We start from the raw sequence: 16680 nt of genomic DNA, 5'->3' as shown, positions 1-16680 counted from the left end.
GTCATCAGGATACCACGGCTTTCTGCAGAACCCAGGCATCTTCGCTATGGCCACGCCCGTCCGGATAGTAGCCCTTGCGCACGCCGATCTGTTCATAACCCCAGCGACGATAAAACGCGATCGCACCCGTATTGGACGGACGCACTTCCAGCACCTGGCTCTCCAGTTGCTGCAACAGCAGGCGCTGCTCACCCCACGCAAGCAGGCCGGCGCCAATCCCTTTTCCCTGCCAGTCGGGCGCAACGCCAATGAGCAGCAAATGAGCAACATCGGGCGCCATCAGTTGCAAGGAAAACGCCACCACCTCGCTACCATGGCACACAACCCAGGCCTCGTAACCAGCTTTTAGCGCATCGAAAAAGTTACCCTCGGTCCAGGGGTGGGACTGCACACGGCGTTCGATATCCACGACCGCAGCAATATCCTGCTGCGTCATAGGCCGGATCGCATACTTCTGCTGCAGCACCCCGATCACCTGGCTGCGCGCCTGACTCTCGGGCGATACTGCCGTTTGGCCGCCTGGCGTGATCTGCTGAGCCGATAGCGGAACTGCACGCGGATTACCGCCTTGACCCTGCCCCCTTTCCTTGATCGTAAAGGCAACTTTGTCGCGCACATACAGCGGCGCCGCCTGATCGGCCGGGATAAATCGGTTTGCGAGCCATGCGCGCAAACCGATACGGGCCATGATCGCAGCACGCGGTTGGGCATCCGGTATCAGCTTGAGGCCGGTTAAATGGGCCAGCCCCGAACATACATGTACGCCAGAACCAACCAATATAACAGGCGGTTGCCGGTCCATGCCGGGCTCGCGCTCAGCCAGCGATGCTTCATTTGTACTGCTCATACCGTTGAGCCAGAGCGGAACCTGTTCTGCAGCAATCAGGCACGGCGCCTGCTCTTGAACGAGTTCACCATCGCCGGTTTCCCTGAAGCTGGCCAGAAAGACTTCGTGCATCCGGGCATCCAGCAAGCTGACAATCAGCGCGGCGGGAGCGACCGGCCTGACTGCCTCGGCAATAGCAAGCAGCGACGATACTGGAAACACCGGAATATCCAGCCCCAGTCCCAGGCCTTGCGCCATGCCTGCTGCAATACGCAGACCGGTAAACCCACCCGGTCCCTGTCCGAAGACGATGCCGCTGATATCAGTCCGATCAAGTCCTGCCGAACTCAGCAGGTGATCGAGCATCGGCAATAATTGTTCGGCATGACCGTTAGCCTGATTGCTGACCTGCTCAGTGGTCTGGGACTGTCCACCCTCGTACCGCAGCAGTGCCGCCGACGAACAGGTGGCCGAGCTTTCCAGGGAGATCAGATTGACATTCATAAACTGCGCTTATTCACAAAAAAGGTGTTAACAGCCGCAAGCCCAAAGCCGGCGGCCGACTGCCCCCGATTACACGCGAGCGACCTGTGACAGGTGAGCGGCATTCGGGCACATGATCCCGCAATTATAAACAGGAAGCCGGTTTTGCCCGGGACGAATTGCGTTAAAATGCAAGTAGTACCTATTTGTACGTTCTGTCGGCCTATATATAAGCACCAAAACCATCGGCATGACGTCTCATTGTTTGCATTTTGAAATAAAATGTATCTACTTGCATCCCACCATCAACATATATCCAGAGAAATATTTTTAGTGTAACTGATGGTGAAAATTCAGCCATGTGCGACAGCAGAAACTGTAACATGTGCTCAAATAGCCTTGTCACTTCTCTTGGAAGCTCTTAACCAATTAGTATGAATACACCACAAACTGCCTCGTCAACACCTCCACGCAAAATTCTGGTAGTCGATGATGACCCTCGCCTTCGCGACCTGCTGCGCCGATACCTGACTGAACAGGGGTTCAATGTGTTCGTAGCAGAAGACGGGAAGGAAATGACCAAGCTCTGGCAGCGCGAACATTTCGACCTGCTGGTCCTGGATCTGATGTTGCCCGGGGAAGATGGTCTGTCCATCTGTCGCCGGCTTCGCGGCGCCAACGACAATACCCCTATCATCATGCTTACGGCCAAGGCCGAAGAAATCGATCGCATTCTGGGCCTGGAGATGGGCGCGGACGATTATCTGTCCAAACCATTCAATCCTCGTGAACTGCTTGCGCGAGTCAACGCCATTTTGCGCCGTCGCGGCTCCGAAGAGCACCCCGGCGCACCCAGCCAGGAAAACGAATCGATTGCTTTCGGGCCCTACACCCTGAATCTGTCCACGCGTACGCTGTCCCGCGGCGAAGAAGTGGTCGCCATCACCACGGGTGAATTCTCGGTGCTCAAAGTATTTGCCCGCCACCCCAAAGTACCGCTGTCACGCGACAAGCTAATGGAGCTGGCTCGTGGCCGCGAATATGAAGCCTTCGACCGAAGTCTTGACGTTCAGATTTCCCGCCTGCGCAAGCTGATAGAGCCGAATCCGGCCAAACCGGTATTTATCCAGACCGTTTGGGGATTAGGTTACGTCTTCGTTCCGGACGGCGGTAACTAAAAGACGGCGCCGCCATGGCCGCTGCCCCGGTTCAGGTTCCTCAACTGCAGAATTTCGCATCAAAAATCCGGCTGAGCTTGTTCAGCCGGTCTTTTTTCCTGCTCGCAGCATTGCTGGCCGTCAGTCTGACGTGCTGGCTGATCGTATTTTTCAACATGCAGGAAGAGCCGCGTGCCTCGCAAATGGCCGAGCGCGGTATTACTGCACTCAAAATCACCCGCAAGTCGCTCGCCTACGTCCCCCCCAATGACCGCAATGCACTGGTGATTGACCTGGCCACGACCGGGGATATCCAGGTTTTTCCCCGGCAATTGGATGATGTACTGCAGCCATTGCCGGATACTACGTTCTGGCGCATTTTCGCAGACAAAATCCAGCGCTCCGACACCCAGACCGTGACCAAGATCGCCTCCAGCATGAATGGCGAACCCGGCATCTGGATCAGTTTCAACGTGGGCGACGAACTGTACTGGCTGCTGCTCAAATCGTCCACAGACAATCTGCCGCAAATGCGTGAATGGATCGGCTGGGGCGTGATCGCCCTGCTGCTGGCGCTGATCGGGGCCGCGATCAGCGTTCGGTTTGTCAACACGCCGCTGTCACGCCTGGCCAAGGCCGCCCAGCAGGTCGCGCGAGGTGAAAACCCCGCCCCCTTGCCGGACGACCAGGGACCACTGGAAATCCGTGAACTCAATAATGCCTTTAATCGCATGGCGCGCGATATCCGTCAGACGGAAGCTGACCGGGAATTAATGCTGGCCGGCATTTCTCATGATCTGCGCACGCCCCTGGCGCGTATGCGCCTGGAAATCGAACTGAGTAATGTCAGCGACGAAACCCGCAGCGCCATTGATGAAGACCTCGGACAGATCGATCACAGTATCGGCCAGTTGATGGAGTATGCCCGGCCGGCCGGGGTGCTCCCGGAGAAGGCCATCAATATTTCCTCCATTTTGCGGGACATCTCCGACAGGGAAAAAGCGCATACGGAATCGCTCGGCGGCACGCTGCGCACCATGATCCAGCCGAATCTGTACGCACGGATCGGGGAACTGAACCTGAAGCGAATTGTCAGCAATCTGATTGAAAACAGTCGCCGCTACGGTCGATCCGTCGCTGACGGCCAACCCCATATCCTGGTGCGGGTCCGCGAAAAAGGCAGCATGATCGAGATCGATGTCTGCGACAATGGCGCAGGCATCAATGCCAAGGATACCGAAAGACTGCTGCGCCCCTTTTCACGTGGCGAAGCCGCACGGACTGGCGTGTCGGGCGCTGGCCTGGGCCTGTCGATCGTCGAACGACTGCTGCAGCACGTGGGCGGCACCCTGAAACTGCTGCCGAACCATCCAACCGGACTGATCGGACACATAGAAATTCCCAAAGCGCGAGATAGAAATTATCAATTAGACAGCCCGTATTGATAGTGTAAAATAACATTAAAACTTATATTGGAAAGTGGGCGAGGCCATCGTGGCAAACCGTCCACTCCCTTGCCATGCCTTGCGGCGCGGCAAATAAGCAGGCCCGGTACCACCGGGCGGTTGTTCAACTTCTTATGAGGAACAGTTATGAAAACAGTTGGTGAAAAGCTCGAATCGTTCAAAGTAGTCGGTGTCAAACCTGGTTTCAACAACCATGAAGAAAACGGCGTTTCTGCATTCGAAGACATCACAGAATCGTCTTTCCCCGGAAAGTGGAAAGTGATCTACTTCTATCCAAAAGATTTCACATTCGTGTGTCCTACCGAGATTGTTGGCTTTAACAACCTGGCCAAAGACTTCGAAGACCGTGACGCCGTACTGATGGGCGGCTCTGTCGACAACGAATTCTGCAAACTGGCATGGCGCCGTGAACACCCTGATCTGAACAAACTAGGTCACTACTCATTTGCCGACTCTACCGGCTCGCTGATCGATCAGTTGGGTGTACGTGAGCGCAATGAAGGCGTTGCCCTGCGCGCTACATTCATTGTTGACCCCGACAACGTCATCCAGCACGTTTCAGTCAACAACCTGAACGTGGGACGCAATCCAGAAGAAGTTCTGCGTATTCTGGACGGCCTGCAGACAGATGAGCTGTGCCCATGCAACCGCGTAGCCGGTGGCGATACACTGTAATTTGCATCAAACCCGGTTCGCCGGGTTTTTCCTCCCCTTTCTAATAGGAAAAAACTATGCAATTTCTAACGACGATTAAAAATGAAATTCCCGATTGGGCCAAGGATATCCGCCTGAATCTGGACGGCACCATTGCCCGCTCCTCCCTGAAGCCAGCCGATGCGGTTGGCGTGGCCCTGGCTGCCGCCTATGCCGCAAAGAATCCGTTTCTGATCGAGCAGTTCAAGTCTGGCCTGTCGCCAGAAGATGTCAATGGAGTTCTGACTGCAGCAGCCCTGATGGGCATGAACAACATCTGGTATCCCTATGTGGAAATGACTGACGACAGTCAACTCAAAACCCTGCCGCCGCTGTTGCGCATGAATGCCTATTCTTCGCACGGAGGCATCGAGCATGAGCGCTTTGAACTGTTTGCCCTGGCGGCCTCGATTGTCGGCAAATGCCACTTTTGTGTTAAGTCGCATTTTGACAATCTGAAAAAGGCAGGCTTCACGATTGAACAGTTGCGCGATGCTGGACGAATCGCCGCTGTAGTCAACGCCGCTGCGCTGGCCTTGACTGCCGAGGGCAAATAAGCCAGTCTGCTTCTCAAATAAAGTCATGCCGTGACCCAATGTCGCGGCATTTTTTTTAGTGAGCGCGCCGGCCAGCGCTTCTTGCTTGTTGCCAACAATCCATAGCAAAGTAAGCTTATTGTCTGGCAAGCAAGGCGATCGCCGTGGCCGCAATACCCTCTTTGCGCCCCAGATACCCCAGATGCTCGTTCGTCTTTCCCTTGACGTTTACGCAGGTGGGATCCAGCGCCAGATCAGCAGCAATATTACTGACCATGGCCGCCGCATAAGGCATGATTTTCGGCGCCTGGGCATGGATGGTGGCGTCCACGTTCACTACCTGCCAGCCGGCTTCGCGAACACGACGGTAAGCCTCGCGCAGCAGCACCCGACTGTCGCTGCCTTTGAATGCCGGATCGGTATCAGGAAACAAACGGCCGATATCGCCCAGCGCCGCCGCCCCCAGAATGGCATCGGTAATCGCATGCAACAGCGCATCGGCGTCCGAGTGTCCCAGCAGGCCATGGGTGTGGGCAATGGTGACACCCCCCAGAATCAGGGGCCGCCCCTCCTGTAACGCATGAACGTCAAACCCCTGCCCAACCCGCAAGCCAATTGTCATACAGCACTCTCCATATCATTGCGTTAACGTTATTTCTTTAACTTCATTTCTTTAACTTCATAGCTTTATGCGCGCGACATGTGTGTCGCGCCGCAGATCGACGGCTCATTATGCCGGCTCCTGCCCGGAGGCCGCCTCAGTGAACGTCAGCCATCGCTCCATCATGGCAAAATCGCCGGGCCAGGTCACTTTCATATTTTCTGCCGAACCACGCACCAACAAGGGACGGATGCCTACTGCTTCCATGGCCGAGGCTTCATCGGTAATGTCCAGCCCTTGATCAATGGCGGCAGTCAGCGCATCCAGCAAGGCGCGGGCCGGGAAAAGCTGTGGTGTCTGCGCCAACCACAAGCCTTCACGCGGAATGGTCCGCGCCACACATACCTGCTGTTGGTCATCCAGGGTAGCGCGTTTGACGGTATCGGGCACAGGCAGTGCCAGCAACCCGCCCTTGTTCTGACCCAGACAGGCATCGATCAGCGCCGTGAGCGTGTTGGCCTGCAGCCCTGGCCTTGCCGCGTCGTGCACCAGCGCCCAGCCATCACGATCGTCATAATCAAGGACAGCCTGCAACGTGGCGCTGACCGTTTGCGCCCGCGTCGCGCCGGCAGTACGATGAACGTAGACATTGCTGCCCAGGTTCAGTGTATCGATCCAGGTATCTTCAGCCGTAACCCCAATATGGACAGCGGTAACCCGGGCGTCTGCGCGCAGGGCATCAGTGGCCAGTTGCAGCATGGCCACGCCGTTGATCGTGCAATACTGCTTGGGAATCTGCCGGCCGGCAGTCAGGGCCCGACTGCCCACGCCGCCCGCGGGAATAATCGCAAAGATGTTGTCAGTCATAGTGGTTGCCGCCATTGAAGCGGCTGTCGCATCATTCAGGATGATCAGATAATATCATGCCGCTGCGCTGCCAAGCCAAATCGCAGCGGGCGATACGGTGGCTCGCGCAGTACAGGCCAGGCTGCGGACGGAGCATTGCCCTGACCGTTGCGAACTACAGTCCTGACAGGCGGCGGCACGCCGGTATCTGATAAAATGAACAGATTCGATTCCCTGCTTCTGCCTCTGTGTCAAACACTGCCCTCACCCCGCTTCTTTCCGCGCTTAAACCCGGTCAACGCTATAGCTACCCACGTCCGCCGGGCTCGGGTGACGCCTGGCTGTCGGCCGAACTGGCTCGTGCTGCCGGCAAGCCGCTGGTGCTGCTCTGCGCCGACCCCCTGCAAGCGCAACGGCTGCACGACGAAGTTGTCCTCTTTGACCCGACGCTGCGGGTGCGCCAGTTTCCAGACTGGGAAACACTGCCCTACGATGGCTTTTCGCCCCACCAGGATCTGATTTCCGAAAGACTCAAGACGCTGTCCGCGCTCATGCAGGGCAAAGTCGACGTTCTGACGGTGCCGATCACCACGGCCCTGTATCGCTTGGCGCCCACTGCGTTTCTGGCGGCCTATTCCTTTTCGTTCAAAAAAGGCGACAAACTGGACGAGGCCGCCCTGCGCGACCAGTTGATGCTGGCCAATTATGCACACGTCTCACAGGTGGCCGCACCCGGAGAATTCTGTATCCGGGGCGGACTGATCGATTTGTTTCCAATGGGGTCAGTGCTGCCCTACCGCATTGACCTGTTTGACGACGAAATCGAATCCATTCGCAGTTTTGACATGGACACGCAGCGCAGCCTGTATCCGGTCAATGAAGTGGAACTATTGCCCGGCCGCGAATTTCCCATGGACGAAACCGCCCGCAATCATTTTCGCTCGCGCTTTCGCGACCTGTTTGAAGGTGATCCGTCCCGTGCCATGCCCTACAAAGACATGGGCAACGGCATTGCCTTCGCGGGCATCGAGTATTATCTGCCGTTGTTCTTTGACGATACCGCTACGCTGTTTGACTATCTGCGTCCGGAAACCATCACTGTCACCGTCGGCGCGGTCGAAGAGGCCATCCGACAGTTCCACGACGACACGCAAAGCCGCTACCGGTTCCTCAAAAGCGATCGCGAGCGGCCCGTACTGGCGCCCGAGCACCTGTTTCTGTCTGAAGAACAGTTTTTTGTGCACCTGAAGTCCTTTGCCCGACTGCATCTGGATGAAACCTCCCCCAATGCGCAGTTTGCGCCGGCCCCCGATATCGCCGTGCTCAGACGCAGCGATGATCCTTTTGCGCGCCTGCGCGCCTGGTTAAATCGCGGAGAACAACGATTGCTGCTCTGCGCCGATTCGGCCGGTCGCCGTGAAACGCTGTTGCAGTTGCTGCGCGAACAGCAACTGGAGCCCAGTGCAGCCTTTGACAACGTCCAGGACTTTGTCGCCTCCGATATCGATTTTGGCATTGCTATTGCGCCGCTGAACACCGGTTTTATCATTCGCGACCGGCAGCTGTGCCTGGTCACAGAGAACGACCTGTATCCCGGCTCGGCATCGGTCGCCCAGCGCCGTCGCCGCAAACAGGAACGCAGCAGCAACGTTGACGCCATGGTGCGCGACCTGTCCGAGTTGCGCGAAGGCGATCCGGTCGTCCATATGCAATACGGTATCGGGCGCTACCACGGCCTGGTCACCATGGACCTGGGTGAAGGCGATATCGAGTTATTGCATCTGCAATATTCAGGCAATAGCACGCTATATGTCCCGGTCTCGCAACTGCACGTGATCTCCCGCTATAGCGGCGCCGATCCTGAGCATGCGCCGCTGCATCAATTAGGTTCCGGGCAATGGGACCGGGCCCGCAAGAAGGCCGCCAAGCAAATCCGCGATGCCGCAGCCGAGCTGCTGGCCCTGTATGCACTGCGCGCCGCACGTGAAGGCTTTTCCTTCAAGCTGCCCTTTTCCGACTACCAGACCTTTGTCGAAGGCTTTGGCTTTGAGGAAACCGTTGACCAGCAAGCCGCTATTGACTCGGTGATCGGCGATATGACATCCGGCAAACCAATGGACCGCCTGGTGTGCGGCGATGTCGGCTTCGGCAAGACCGAAGTTGCCCTGCGCGCCGCCTTCCTGTGCGTGGCCAATGGCAAACAGGTCGCATTGCTGTGCCCCACCACGCTGCTGGCCGAACAGCATGCCCAGACCTTCGCCGACCGGTTTGCCGACTGGCCGGTGCGCGTGGCAGAACTGTCGCGCTTTCGCAGTACCAAGGAAGTCAAGGCGTCGCTGGACGGGCTGCAGGATGGTACGGTTGACATTGTCATCGGCACGCATAAGCTGCTGGGCAAGGAAGTCAAATTCAAGCGCCTGGGGCTGGTCATCATTGACGAAGAACATCGGTTCGGCGTGCGTCAGAAAGAAGCGCTCAAGGCGCTGCGCGCTGAAGTGGACATCCTCACACTGACCGCAACGCCGATTCCGCGCACGCTGGGCATGTCCCTTGAAGGCATACGTGATTTTTCCGTGATTGCCACGGCGCCGCAAAAGCGCCTGGCCATCAAAACATTCGTACGGCGCGAGGACAATGGCACCATCCGCGAAGCCGCCCTGCGTGAATTGAAGCGCGGCGGTCAGGTTTACTTTCTGCACAACGAAGTGGAAACCATTCAGAACCGCCGCGCGCGCCTGGAAGAGCTCCTGCCCGAAGCGCGCATTGCCGTGGCCCATGGCCAGATGCCTGAGCGCGAACTTGAAGAGGTCATGAAGGGCTTTTATCAGCAGCGCTTTAACATTCTGCTGTGCACCACCATTATTGAAACGGGTATCGACGTGCCAAGCGCCAATACCATTATTATTCATCGCGCCGACCGGCTGGGCCTGGCGCAACTGCATCAGTTGCGGGGCCGTGTCGGCCGCTCGCACCATCAGGCCTATGCCTATATGCTCACGCCGGGCGAAGACGCCATCACCAGCAATGCAAAAAAACGGCTGGAGGCCATCCAGTCCCTGGAAGAACTCGGTTCGGGCTTCTTTCTGTCCATGCACGATCTGGAAATCAGGGGCACGGGCGAAGTATTGGGCGAATCGCAATCGGGCAATATCAACGAAATCGGCTTTACCATGTACAGCGATCTGCTCAACGAAGCCGTACGTGCGCTCAAGGCCGGCGAAGAGCCGGATCTGGAGACCCCGTTCAATTCTGTCTGCGAAGTCAAACTGCACACGTCTGCCCTGCTGCCTGCCGATTACTGTACCGACATCCATGCCCGCCTGTCCCTGTATAAGCAGCTGGCCCACGCCAAGACCGAAGATGACCTGCTGGCCATCCAGGAAGAACTCACCGACCGCTTTGGCAAAATGCCGGACCCGGCCCGTATGTTGATCGCAACGCACCGGCTACGCATTCTGGCCGAAGCACTGGGCATCACCAAGGTCGACATCAGCGATGATCAGGCGCTGCTGGTCTTTGGCCCCAAGACCTGCGCCGACCCACTTAAAATGATCGAGCTGGTGCAAAAACAAAAGCACATTCGTTTTTCGGGGGCTGATAAATTGCGCATTGAACTGAACAATATGCCCGACATCAGTCGCCGCATCGATACCATTCGCCTGCTGCTCAAGACACTGGCGGCCTGATTTCCTTTTCATCCGGATTTTCCTTAACATGCATCTCGTACTCCAAGCCCCCGGCATTCGCCATGACCTGATCGAACAGGCCGCTGCGCTGGCCAGCGCCAACCGCATTACACCGCTGAATGCCTGCGCCATGCGCCTGGAAGACATTGATGAAACGGCATTGCCCCAATTGCAGGAATGGGCCAAAACCCGCCATGTCGATCTGGCTGCTCTGCAAACGATCCGCCCGCTGGGTGAGATGAAAGTGCTGGCCATGGATATGGACTCGACCCTGATCAATATCGAATGCATCGACGAGATTGCCGACATGGTAGGCAAAAAAGCAGAGGTATCAGCCATCACAGAGGCAGCCATGCGCGGCGAAATAAAGGACTTCAGTGAAAGCCTGTGCCGGCGTGTTGCCCTGCTCAAGGGTGTCGCCGAAGCCGACCTGCAACGCGTTTACGATGAGCGCCTGCAACTGAATACGGGCGCTGAAAAATTGATTCGAACCATGCAGGCGGCCGGTGTTCACGTCATGGTCGTCTCTGGCGGCTTTACCTTCTTTACGGAAAAACTGCGCGCCCGCCTCGGGCTGGACAGTGCCCACGCCAACGTTCTGCAAGTGGAAAATGGCAAATTGACCGGACAGGTCGTAGGTGATATCGTCGATGGTGACCGCAAGGCTGCGTACCTCAAGTCACTGGCGGCGTCGCTGAACGCCACCCCGGCGCAGTGCATCGCCATGGGCGATGGCTCAAACGACCTGAACATGTTGTCCAACGCCACCTACTCAGTGGCCTATCGGGCCAAACCGGTATTACAGGAAGCGGCCACATTCCAGATCAATTACGCGGGTCTGGACGCTGTGCTCAACTGGTTTGACAGCAAAGACGCTGTCCAGGCAGCACAACGCCGTTAGGTGCCGGCAAAGAAGGCCCCTCGCAATGGAGCTGAACCCATGAAAGTCAAACGTATTGTCGCCAACATCCAAAGCCCCAACGTCGCTGCTGCCAAAGCGTTTTATCAGGACATCCTGGGCCTGGATCTGTTGATGGACCATGGCTGGCTACTTACGGTTCAGACCAGACCATGCAGACGCAACTGAGTATCGCCAGTGAAGGCGGGTCAGGAACCCCAGTACCCGATCTGTCCATTGAAGTGGACGATCTGGATGAGGCCCTGCAACGCTGCGAGGCGGCAGCCATTACACCGAAATACGGACCGGTGACCGAACCCTGGGGGGTGCGCCGTTTTTACGTACGCGATCCCTTTGACCGCCTGATTAATATTCTGGTTCATCTCTGAAGAAGCAAGCAGGTATAAAATAGATCCTGCAACAACCTTGCCCGTGAAGGAATCGCATACTGCCCGACAGACGACAACCCATTGCCAGGGACATACCATGCAGTTGAATCAGGCCATCGTAGAGCATCTGAGACGCTTCCCCCCCTTTCAGAACATGCAGGAGCACGTACTGGACGCACTGGCGGGCCGACTGGCCATCAATTACTTCGCCAAGGGCGAGACTATTATCCCGGCCAACGCGCCACCACCCGAAACCTTCTATATCGTCAAACAGGGTATTGTCCAGACTGAACAACTGGCCAGCTCAGCCCGTCAGTACCGCGATACCTTCGAATTGCACGAGGGCGAATGCTTTCCCCTGGGCGCCATCCTGGCTCGTCGCTCCCCCGGCAGCCAATTCGTGGCGGCAACCGATACTTTTGTCTATGAACTGTGCCTTGCCGGCTTTGCCCAACTGCGCGCAGAATCGCCTGTTTTCCGAGACTATTGCGAGCAGCGCACCGCCCTGCTTCTTGAGTACTCCAAACAGATTATCCAGGCGCAATATAGTCGCAGCAGCGCTGAACACCCGCCGCTGACTATGCCCTTGCGGCAACTGATCCGAAGAGAGCCGGTTACCTGTTCACCCAGCCTGCCGCTACGCGAAGTCTTGCAACACATGAAGGAACAGCAGGTTGGCTCCATCATCGCGGTCGATGTCAATAAGCAGGTGGTCGGCATTTTCACATTGCAAGACCTGCTTACCCGGGTCGCACTGCCGCAGGCCGATCTGGATGCCCCCTTTGCCGGCTACATGACGGCAGATCCAGTTTCGCTGCCGCCGGATGCTCCCGCCTCTGAAGCCGCGCTCATCATGGCCAGGCGTGGATTCAGGCATATCGTGGTCGCCGACGGCGACACTGGCAGACTGCACGGAATGGTGTCGGAAAAAGACCTGTTCTCGCTGCAGCGAATCAGCCTGCGACAAATCAATCTGCGTCTGCAGGCAGCGCAATCGGTCCAGGAGGTCGCCGCCTGCTGCGACGATATTCGCAAGCTGGGCGACAATATGATGGCCCAGGGTATCGCTGTAGAACAGATTACACAGATTATTTCAGTCTTGAACGATCTGACGCTGAACCAGATTTCCCGCTTGATGCGCGAACGGCACCCGCAGGTGCAGACACTGGACTATTGCTGGCTGGCGCTGGGCTCCGAAGGCCGCATGGAACAGACGCTCTATACCGATCAGGACAATGGTATTATCTTTAGCGCCACCGATGCGCAGCAAGCCCAAGCGAGACGACCTATCCTGCTGGCGTTTGCCAAAGAGGTTAATGAGGCCCTGGATATCTGCGGCTTTCCCTTGTGCAAAGGCAATATCATGGCGTCGAACCCGCAATGGTGCCTGAGCACCGAAGAATGGCGCGCACGCTTTGGCACCTGGATCAGCAGCCCCGATCCGCAGGCAATCATGCACTCCACCATCTTCTTTGATTTTCGTGCGTTGGAAGGCAATGAGCAACTGGCCACCTCGCTGCGCCAATGGCTGAACCAGACCCTGACACAGCACCCGCTGTTTCTGCGTTTTCTGACGCAGACTGCGCTGTCACGCAAACCACCACTGGGACTGTTCCGTGATTTCGTGACCAGCCAGGACAACACCCTGGATCTGAAGACCCAGGCAGCGGTACTCTTTGTCGACGCCGCACGCATACTGGCACTGCAGACAGCCAGCACCCACACCAATACGGTGCTGCGCCTCAAAGAGGCAGGGCCGAAAGCCGGACTGCGCCAGGAACAGGCCGACGCCTATGCAGAAGCATTCCTGTACATCCAGTTATTGCGAATGCAATTGCATCATCAGGCCGCTGCAAAAAATCAGCCTTACTCTAATCAGATCGACCCAGGCACGCTTAATGCCCTGGATAATCGGATCCTGCGTGAAGCCTTCAGGCTGGCCAAGTCCCTGCAAAGTATGCTGGCGGTAAAATATGCACTGTAAGACACTGCGACAACCACCAGGATCATTTCGACTAGCGGTCAGGAGGCAACAGCCATGAGTCTGCTGGGGCTTTTCCGTTCGCGCAATGTACACCGGCGCCCTGCCTCGCTGCAAGCGCGCTTTGAGGCGTGGTGCGCACTGCCGCAACCCAGCGGCGCCCAGGCGGTTCTTGAGAGTAGAATCGTGGTGCTGGATGTGGAAACCAGTGGCCTCAATCTGAAAAAAGATACCCTGATCGCGATTGGCGCAGTTGCCATTGAGCGCGGGCGTATCATGCTGGACGATGCCTTCGATATTGTTCTACGGCAAGAGCAGATCAGCAGCAAAAGCAATATTCTGATCCATGGCATTGCCGGTGGAAAACAACGCAGCGGCATCGATCCGGCCGAGGCTCTCATGCAGTTTCTTGAATATATCGGCTCCGACCCTCTGCTGGCCTTCCATGTCGCCTTTGACCAGACCATGCTCGAAAAAAGCCTGAAAATGTGGCTGCAAACCGATCTTAAAAAAAGGCAATGGATAGACCTGGCCTATCTGGCCCCTGCCCTGATGCGCGAGCAAGCCTTGAATCACAGAACGCTGGACGACTGGATGCAACTGTTTAATATACACAACCATCGGCGTCACAACGCAGTGGCCGATGCGCTGGCGACTGCCGAGCTGTTTCTGTGCATCAACAAAAAATGCGAGCAACAAGGCTGGCGCACGCTCAACACCCTGGGCGTCGCAGAACGGCAATACCGGCAAATACTCGGGCGGTAAATAGACGGATGAGCGCGCTATCGTCGCTTAACTGCTGTGCACAGCAATACCATCTAAGGCAATAATGCATCTCAATACAATGCAGTGTAATGCCGTGTGGCAAATAGTGGCGGTGTGGAGGGTTTGGAGGTGTGGTGGTACGACCGTAGCACGACCACACCACACCACACCACCAAGAACAGATCAACCACACCACGCCACACCACCAAGAACAGATCAACCACACCAAACACATCTACGCAGATATAGGCATCACCTTATATCGCTACGTCGGCGGTCTCCATAAAAAATCCCGGCCAGTGCGCGCACTGCCGGGATTCGGTTCAATAGCCAGGCTGTCTTCAGGCCGTTTTATGGCGCCCGGGATGCTTCATCAGATGGCGCCAGACAAAGCCGGGATAGGCCAGCACCACGTACAGACACGCAGCAATCGCGTAAAACTCCCAGTTTTTCACTGAAGGATTCGCGTAGTTGGCTTCAATGGCAAAGCCGATGGCGCCGACAATAAAATAGCCAATCAGCACTTCCAGCAGGCGCGTACTCACATGCTTGACCGGCACGCTTGGCGTAACTAGGGCGCCCGGCGCATATAGTGCCAAACCCAGCAGCAATACACCTGCCAGCATATAAGTCAGGTTCCCGGCCTGTGTTCCAAGCAGCCAGCAACCGGCGCCAAGCACCGCATACGATAGCAAGGCGCGCAGCGGATAGAACCAGAGTGGATTTTGCCCCTCGCCCGTTTGCGACCATAACGTAAAGACAAAGGCCCTTTCGGTCAGAAACGGTGCGATGGCAAACACAAACGCCAGCGCTATGAAAATCCAGATCGATTCAGCAGGATACATAAAGGATCAGTCCGTCAGAATTTTAGTGAAGCGTCAATGACCTGCACGCACAGGGTCATCAGGCCGCCCGGCAAGACACCCAGCACAATGATCAGCAGACCATTGACCGACATCACGCCGCTGCGGAATGACCAGGCCGTATCAGGAGCCGGAACCCCTTGCACCGGTTCGTCGAAATACACCACTTTGACAACGCGAAGATAGTAAAACGCACCAATCAGCGAACACAGGACTGCATAGATCGCCAGCCACACATGCCCGGCCGACACCACTGCCTGCAAGACGACCAGTTTAGCGTGAAAGCCGACCAGTGGCGGAATACCTGCCAAAGAGAACATCAGCAACAACATGCCGAAGGCCATCAGCGGACTGCGTTGATTCAGGCCCTTGAGATCGTCGATATTTTCGCATTCAAAACCCTGGCGGCTCATCAACAGCACCAAGCCGAAACTGGCCAGGGTAGTCAGCACATAGGTCACGATATAAAACAGAGACGAGGCATAGGCGCCGCTCATAACCGTACCGTTAGCAGCAACGCCTGAGAGCAGCCCAAGCAGCACAAAGCCGACATGCGAAATGGTGGAATAAGCCAGCATCCGCTTGAAGTTGGTCTGCATGATCGCAGTCAGATTACCAATGGCCAGCGACAGTACCGCCAGAATGATCAGCATGGGCTGCCAGCTTAAGGCAACACCATTAAGTCCTTCGATCAGCAGACGCAGCGTGATAGCCAGCGCCGCCAGCTTCGGCGCAGCGCCGATTGTCAGCGTAATGGCAGTGGGCGCCCCTTGATAGACGTCGGGAATCCACATATGAAATGGCACGGCGCCCAGTTTGAATGCCAAACCGGCAACAACAAAGACCGTACCCAGGACCAGGGTCATTTCACCTGCCTGACCGCTGCGGATAACCTGCATTACCCCGGCCAGATCCACGTGGCCGGTCGCACCGTACACCATTGAAATACCGTAAAGCATGAAGCCGGAAGCCAGCGCACCCAGCACGAAATATTTCATGGCCGACTCGGTGGCAACCAAAGAATCACGGCGCAGCGCAACCAGGGTGTACAGAGCCAGGGACATCAGCTCCAGGCCCAGATAAATGGTCAGCATGCTGCTTGCGGAAATCATCACCATCTGTCCCAGCAACGCGCACAGCGTCAGCGGATACAATTCTCCCGACTTGGACATGTCACGATCCACCACATACTGGCGGCTGTAGATCAGCGTGACCAGCACCGCCAGATATGACGCGATCTTCAGAAAGTGCGCCAGCGGATCGGCAACATACATGCCATAAAAGGTGGTGCCGCCAATACCGCTATTCCACTGCATCAGTGATACCACTGTCAGAATGATCAGCGCGCACAGCGAAAATACATAGGTGGTTTTGCGACTGGCTTCATGACTGAATGCATCGTAAACCAGAATGCCCATGGCCATGATCACCAGAATGATTTCAGGCGCTGCAAGTGCAAAATTAAATTGATTTTCCATGATGACTCAGTC

General features: G+C 56.5%; 13 protein-coding genes and 1 pseudogene. 9 read left to right on the top strand and 5 right to left on the bottom strand.

The genetic code is table 11. The annotated features are described in order from the left end of the window. Positions 1-4: 4 nt before the first annotated feature. Positions 5-1330: a tRNA (adenosine(37)-N6)-threonylcarbamoyltransferase complex dimerization subunit type 1 TsaB gene (gene tsaB / locus EV681_RS08490; protein WP_130303729.1), complete on the bottom strand. Its 1326-nt coding sequence runs from the start codon at positions 1328-1330 to the stop codon at positions 5-7. 413 nt (positions 1331-1743) lie between these two features. Here tsaB and ompR point away from each other — a divergent pair, with 413 nt between their 5' ends. The 4 genes from ompR (at position 1744) to EV681_RS08470 (ending at position 5182) form a co-directional block, all read left to right on the top strand. Beyond that, a complete protein-coding gene (gene ompR / locus EV681_RS08485; RefSeq protein ID WP_025373153.1) occupies positions 1744-2487 on the top strand; it encodes an osmolarity response regulator transcription factor OmpR in 744 nt (247 codons plus the stop codon). A gap of 14 nt (positions 2488-2501) precedes the next feature. Then, positions 2502-3911, top strand: a complete 1410-nt coding sequence (locus tag EV681_RS08480) for a sensor histidine kinase (RefSeq protein WP_128394525.1) — start codon at positions 2502-2504, stop codon at positions 3909-3911. Between the two features lie 147 nt (positions 3912-4058). Next, positions 4059-4607, top strand: a complete 549-nt coding sequence (locus tag EV681_RS08475) for a peroxiredoxin (RefSeq protein ID WP_128394526.1) — start codon at positions 4059-4061, stop codon at positions 4605-4607. Between the two features lie 56 nt (positions 4608-4663). Next, positions 4664-5182, top strand: a complete 519-nt coding sequence (locus tag EV681_RS08470) for a carboxymuconolactone decarboxylase family protein (RefSeq protein ID WP_128394527.1) — start codon at positions 4664-4666, stop codon at positions 5180-5182. Between the two features lie 115 nt (positions 5183-5297). On the opposite strand, the gene ispF is transcribed toward EV681_RS08470, so the two are convergent. Continuing rightward, on the bottom strand, positions 5298-5783 hold the full coding sequence (gene ispF / locus EV681_RS08465; RefSeq protein ID WP_128394528.1) for a 2-C-methyl-D-erythritol 2,4-cyclodiphosphate synthase: 486 nt from the start codon (positions 5781-5783) through the stop codon (positions 5298-5300). A gap of 108 nt (positions 5784-5891) precedes the next feature. Beyond that, positions 5892-6629, bottom strand: coding sequence for an IspD/TarI family cytidylyltransferase (locus tag EV681_RS08460; RefSeq protein WP_128394529.1), 738 nt, complete (start codon positions 6627-6629; stop codon positions 5892-5894). Between the two features lie 227 nt (positions 6630-6856). On the opposite strand from EV681_RS08460, the gene mfd reads away from it, so the two are divergent. From mfd to EV681_RS08435, 5 genes and pseudogenes are all read left to right on the top strand, one after another. Further along, complete coding sequence (mfd, locus tag EV681_RS08455; protein ID WP_242612172.1) at positions 6857-10294, top strand: transcription-repair coupling factor; 3438 nt, start codon at positions 6857-6859, stop codon at positions 10292-10294. Between the two features lie 28 nt (positions 10295-10322). After that, positions 10323-11195 (top strand): phosphoserine phosphatase SerB, encoded by an 873-nt coding sequence (gene serB / locus EV681_RS08450; protein ID WP_128394531.1) that lies wholly within the window; start codon positions 10323-10325, stop codon positions 11193-11195. A 39-nt stretch (positions 11196-11234) separates the two neighbouring features. Continuing rightward, positions 11235-11581: pseudogene (locus tag EV681_RS08445) on the top strand (VOC family protein). Positions 11582-11678: 97 nt separating this feature from the next. Further along, positions 11679-13565 carry a DUF294 nucleotidyltransferase-like domain-containing protein gene (locus EV681_RS08440; protein WP_130303728.1) on the top strand — a complete coding sequence of 629 codons (1887 nt, stop codon included), beginning with the start codon at positions 11679-11681 and terminating at the stop codon, positions 13563-13565. A 54-nt stretch (positions 13566-13619) separates the two neighbouring features. Then, positions 13620-14327 carry a 3'-5' exonuclease gene (locus EV681_RS08435; RefSeq protein ID WP_130303727.1) on the top strand — a complete coding sequence of 236 codons (708 nt, stop codon included), beginning with the start codon at positions 13620-13622 and terminating at the stop codon, positions 14325-14327. A 341-nt stretch (positions 14328-14668) separates the two neighbouring features. Here the strand turns inward: EV681_RS08435 and EV681_RS22700 are convergent, their stop codons facing one another. After that, positions 14669-15172, bottom strand: coding sequence for a DUF2818 family protein (locus EV681_RS22700; protein ID WP_242612171.1), 504 nt, complete (start codon positions 15170-15172; stop codon positions 14669-14671). A 14-nt stretch (positions 15173-15186) separates the two neighbouring features. Then, positions 15187-16671, bottom strand: coding sequence for an NADH-quinone oxidoreductase subunit NuoN (gene nuoN, locus EV681_RS08425; protein WP_128394535.1), 1485 nt, complete (start codon positions 16669-16671; stop codon positions 15187-15189). Positions 16672-16680 lie beyond the last annotated feature (9 nt).

This window comes from Advenella incenata (genome assembly GCF_004217095.1).
GTDB classification, from domain to species: domain Bacteria; phylum Pseudomonadota; class Gammaproteobacteria; order Burkholderiales; family Burkholderiaceae_B; genus Advenella; species Advenella incenata.
This window is presented reverse-complemented; position numbering and strand designations above follow the sequence as displayed.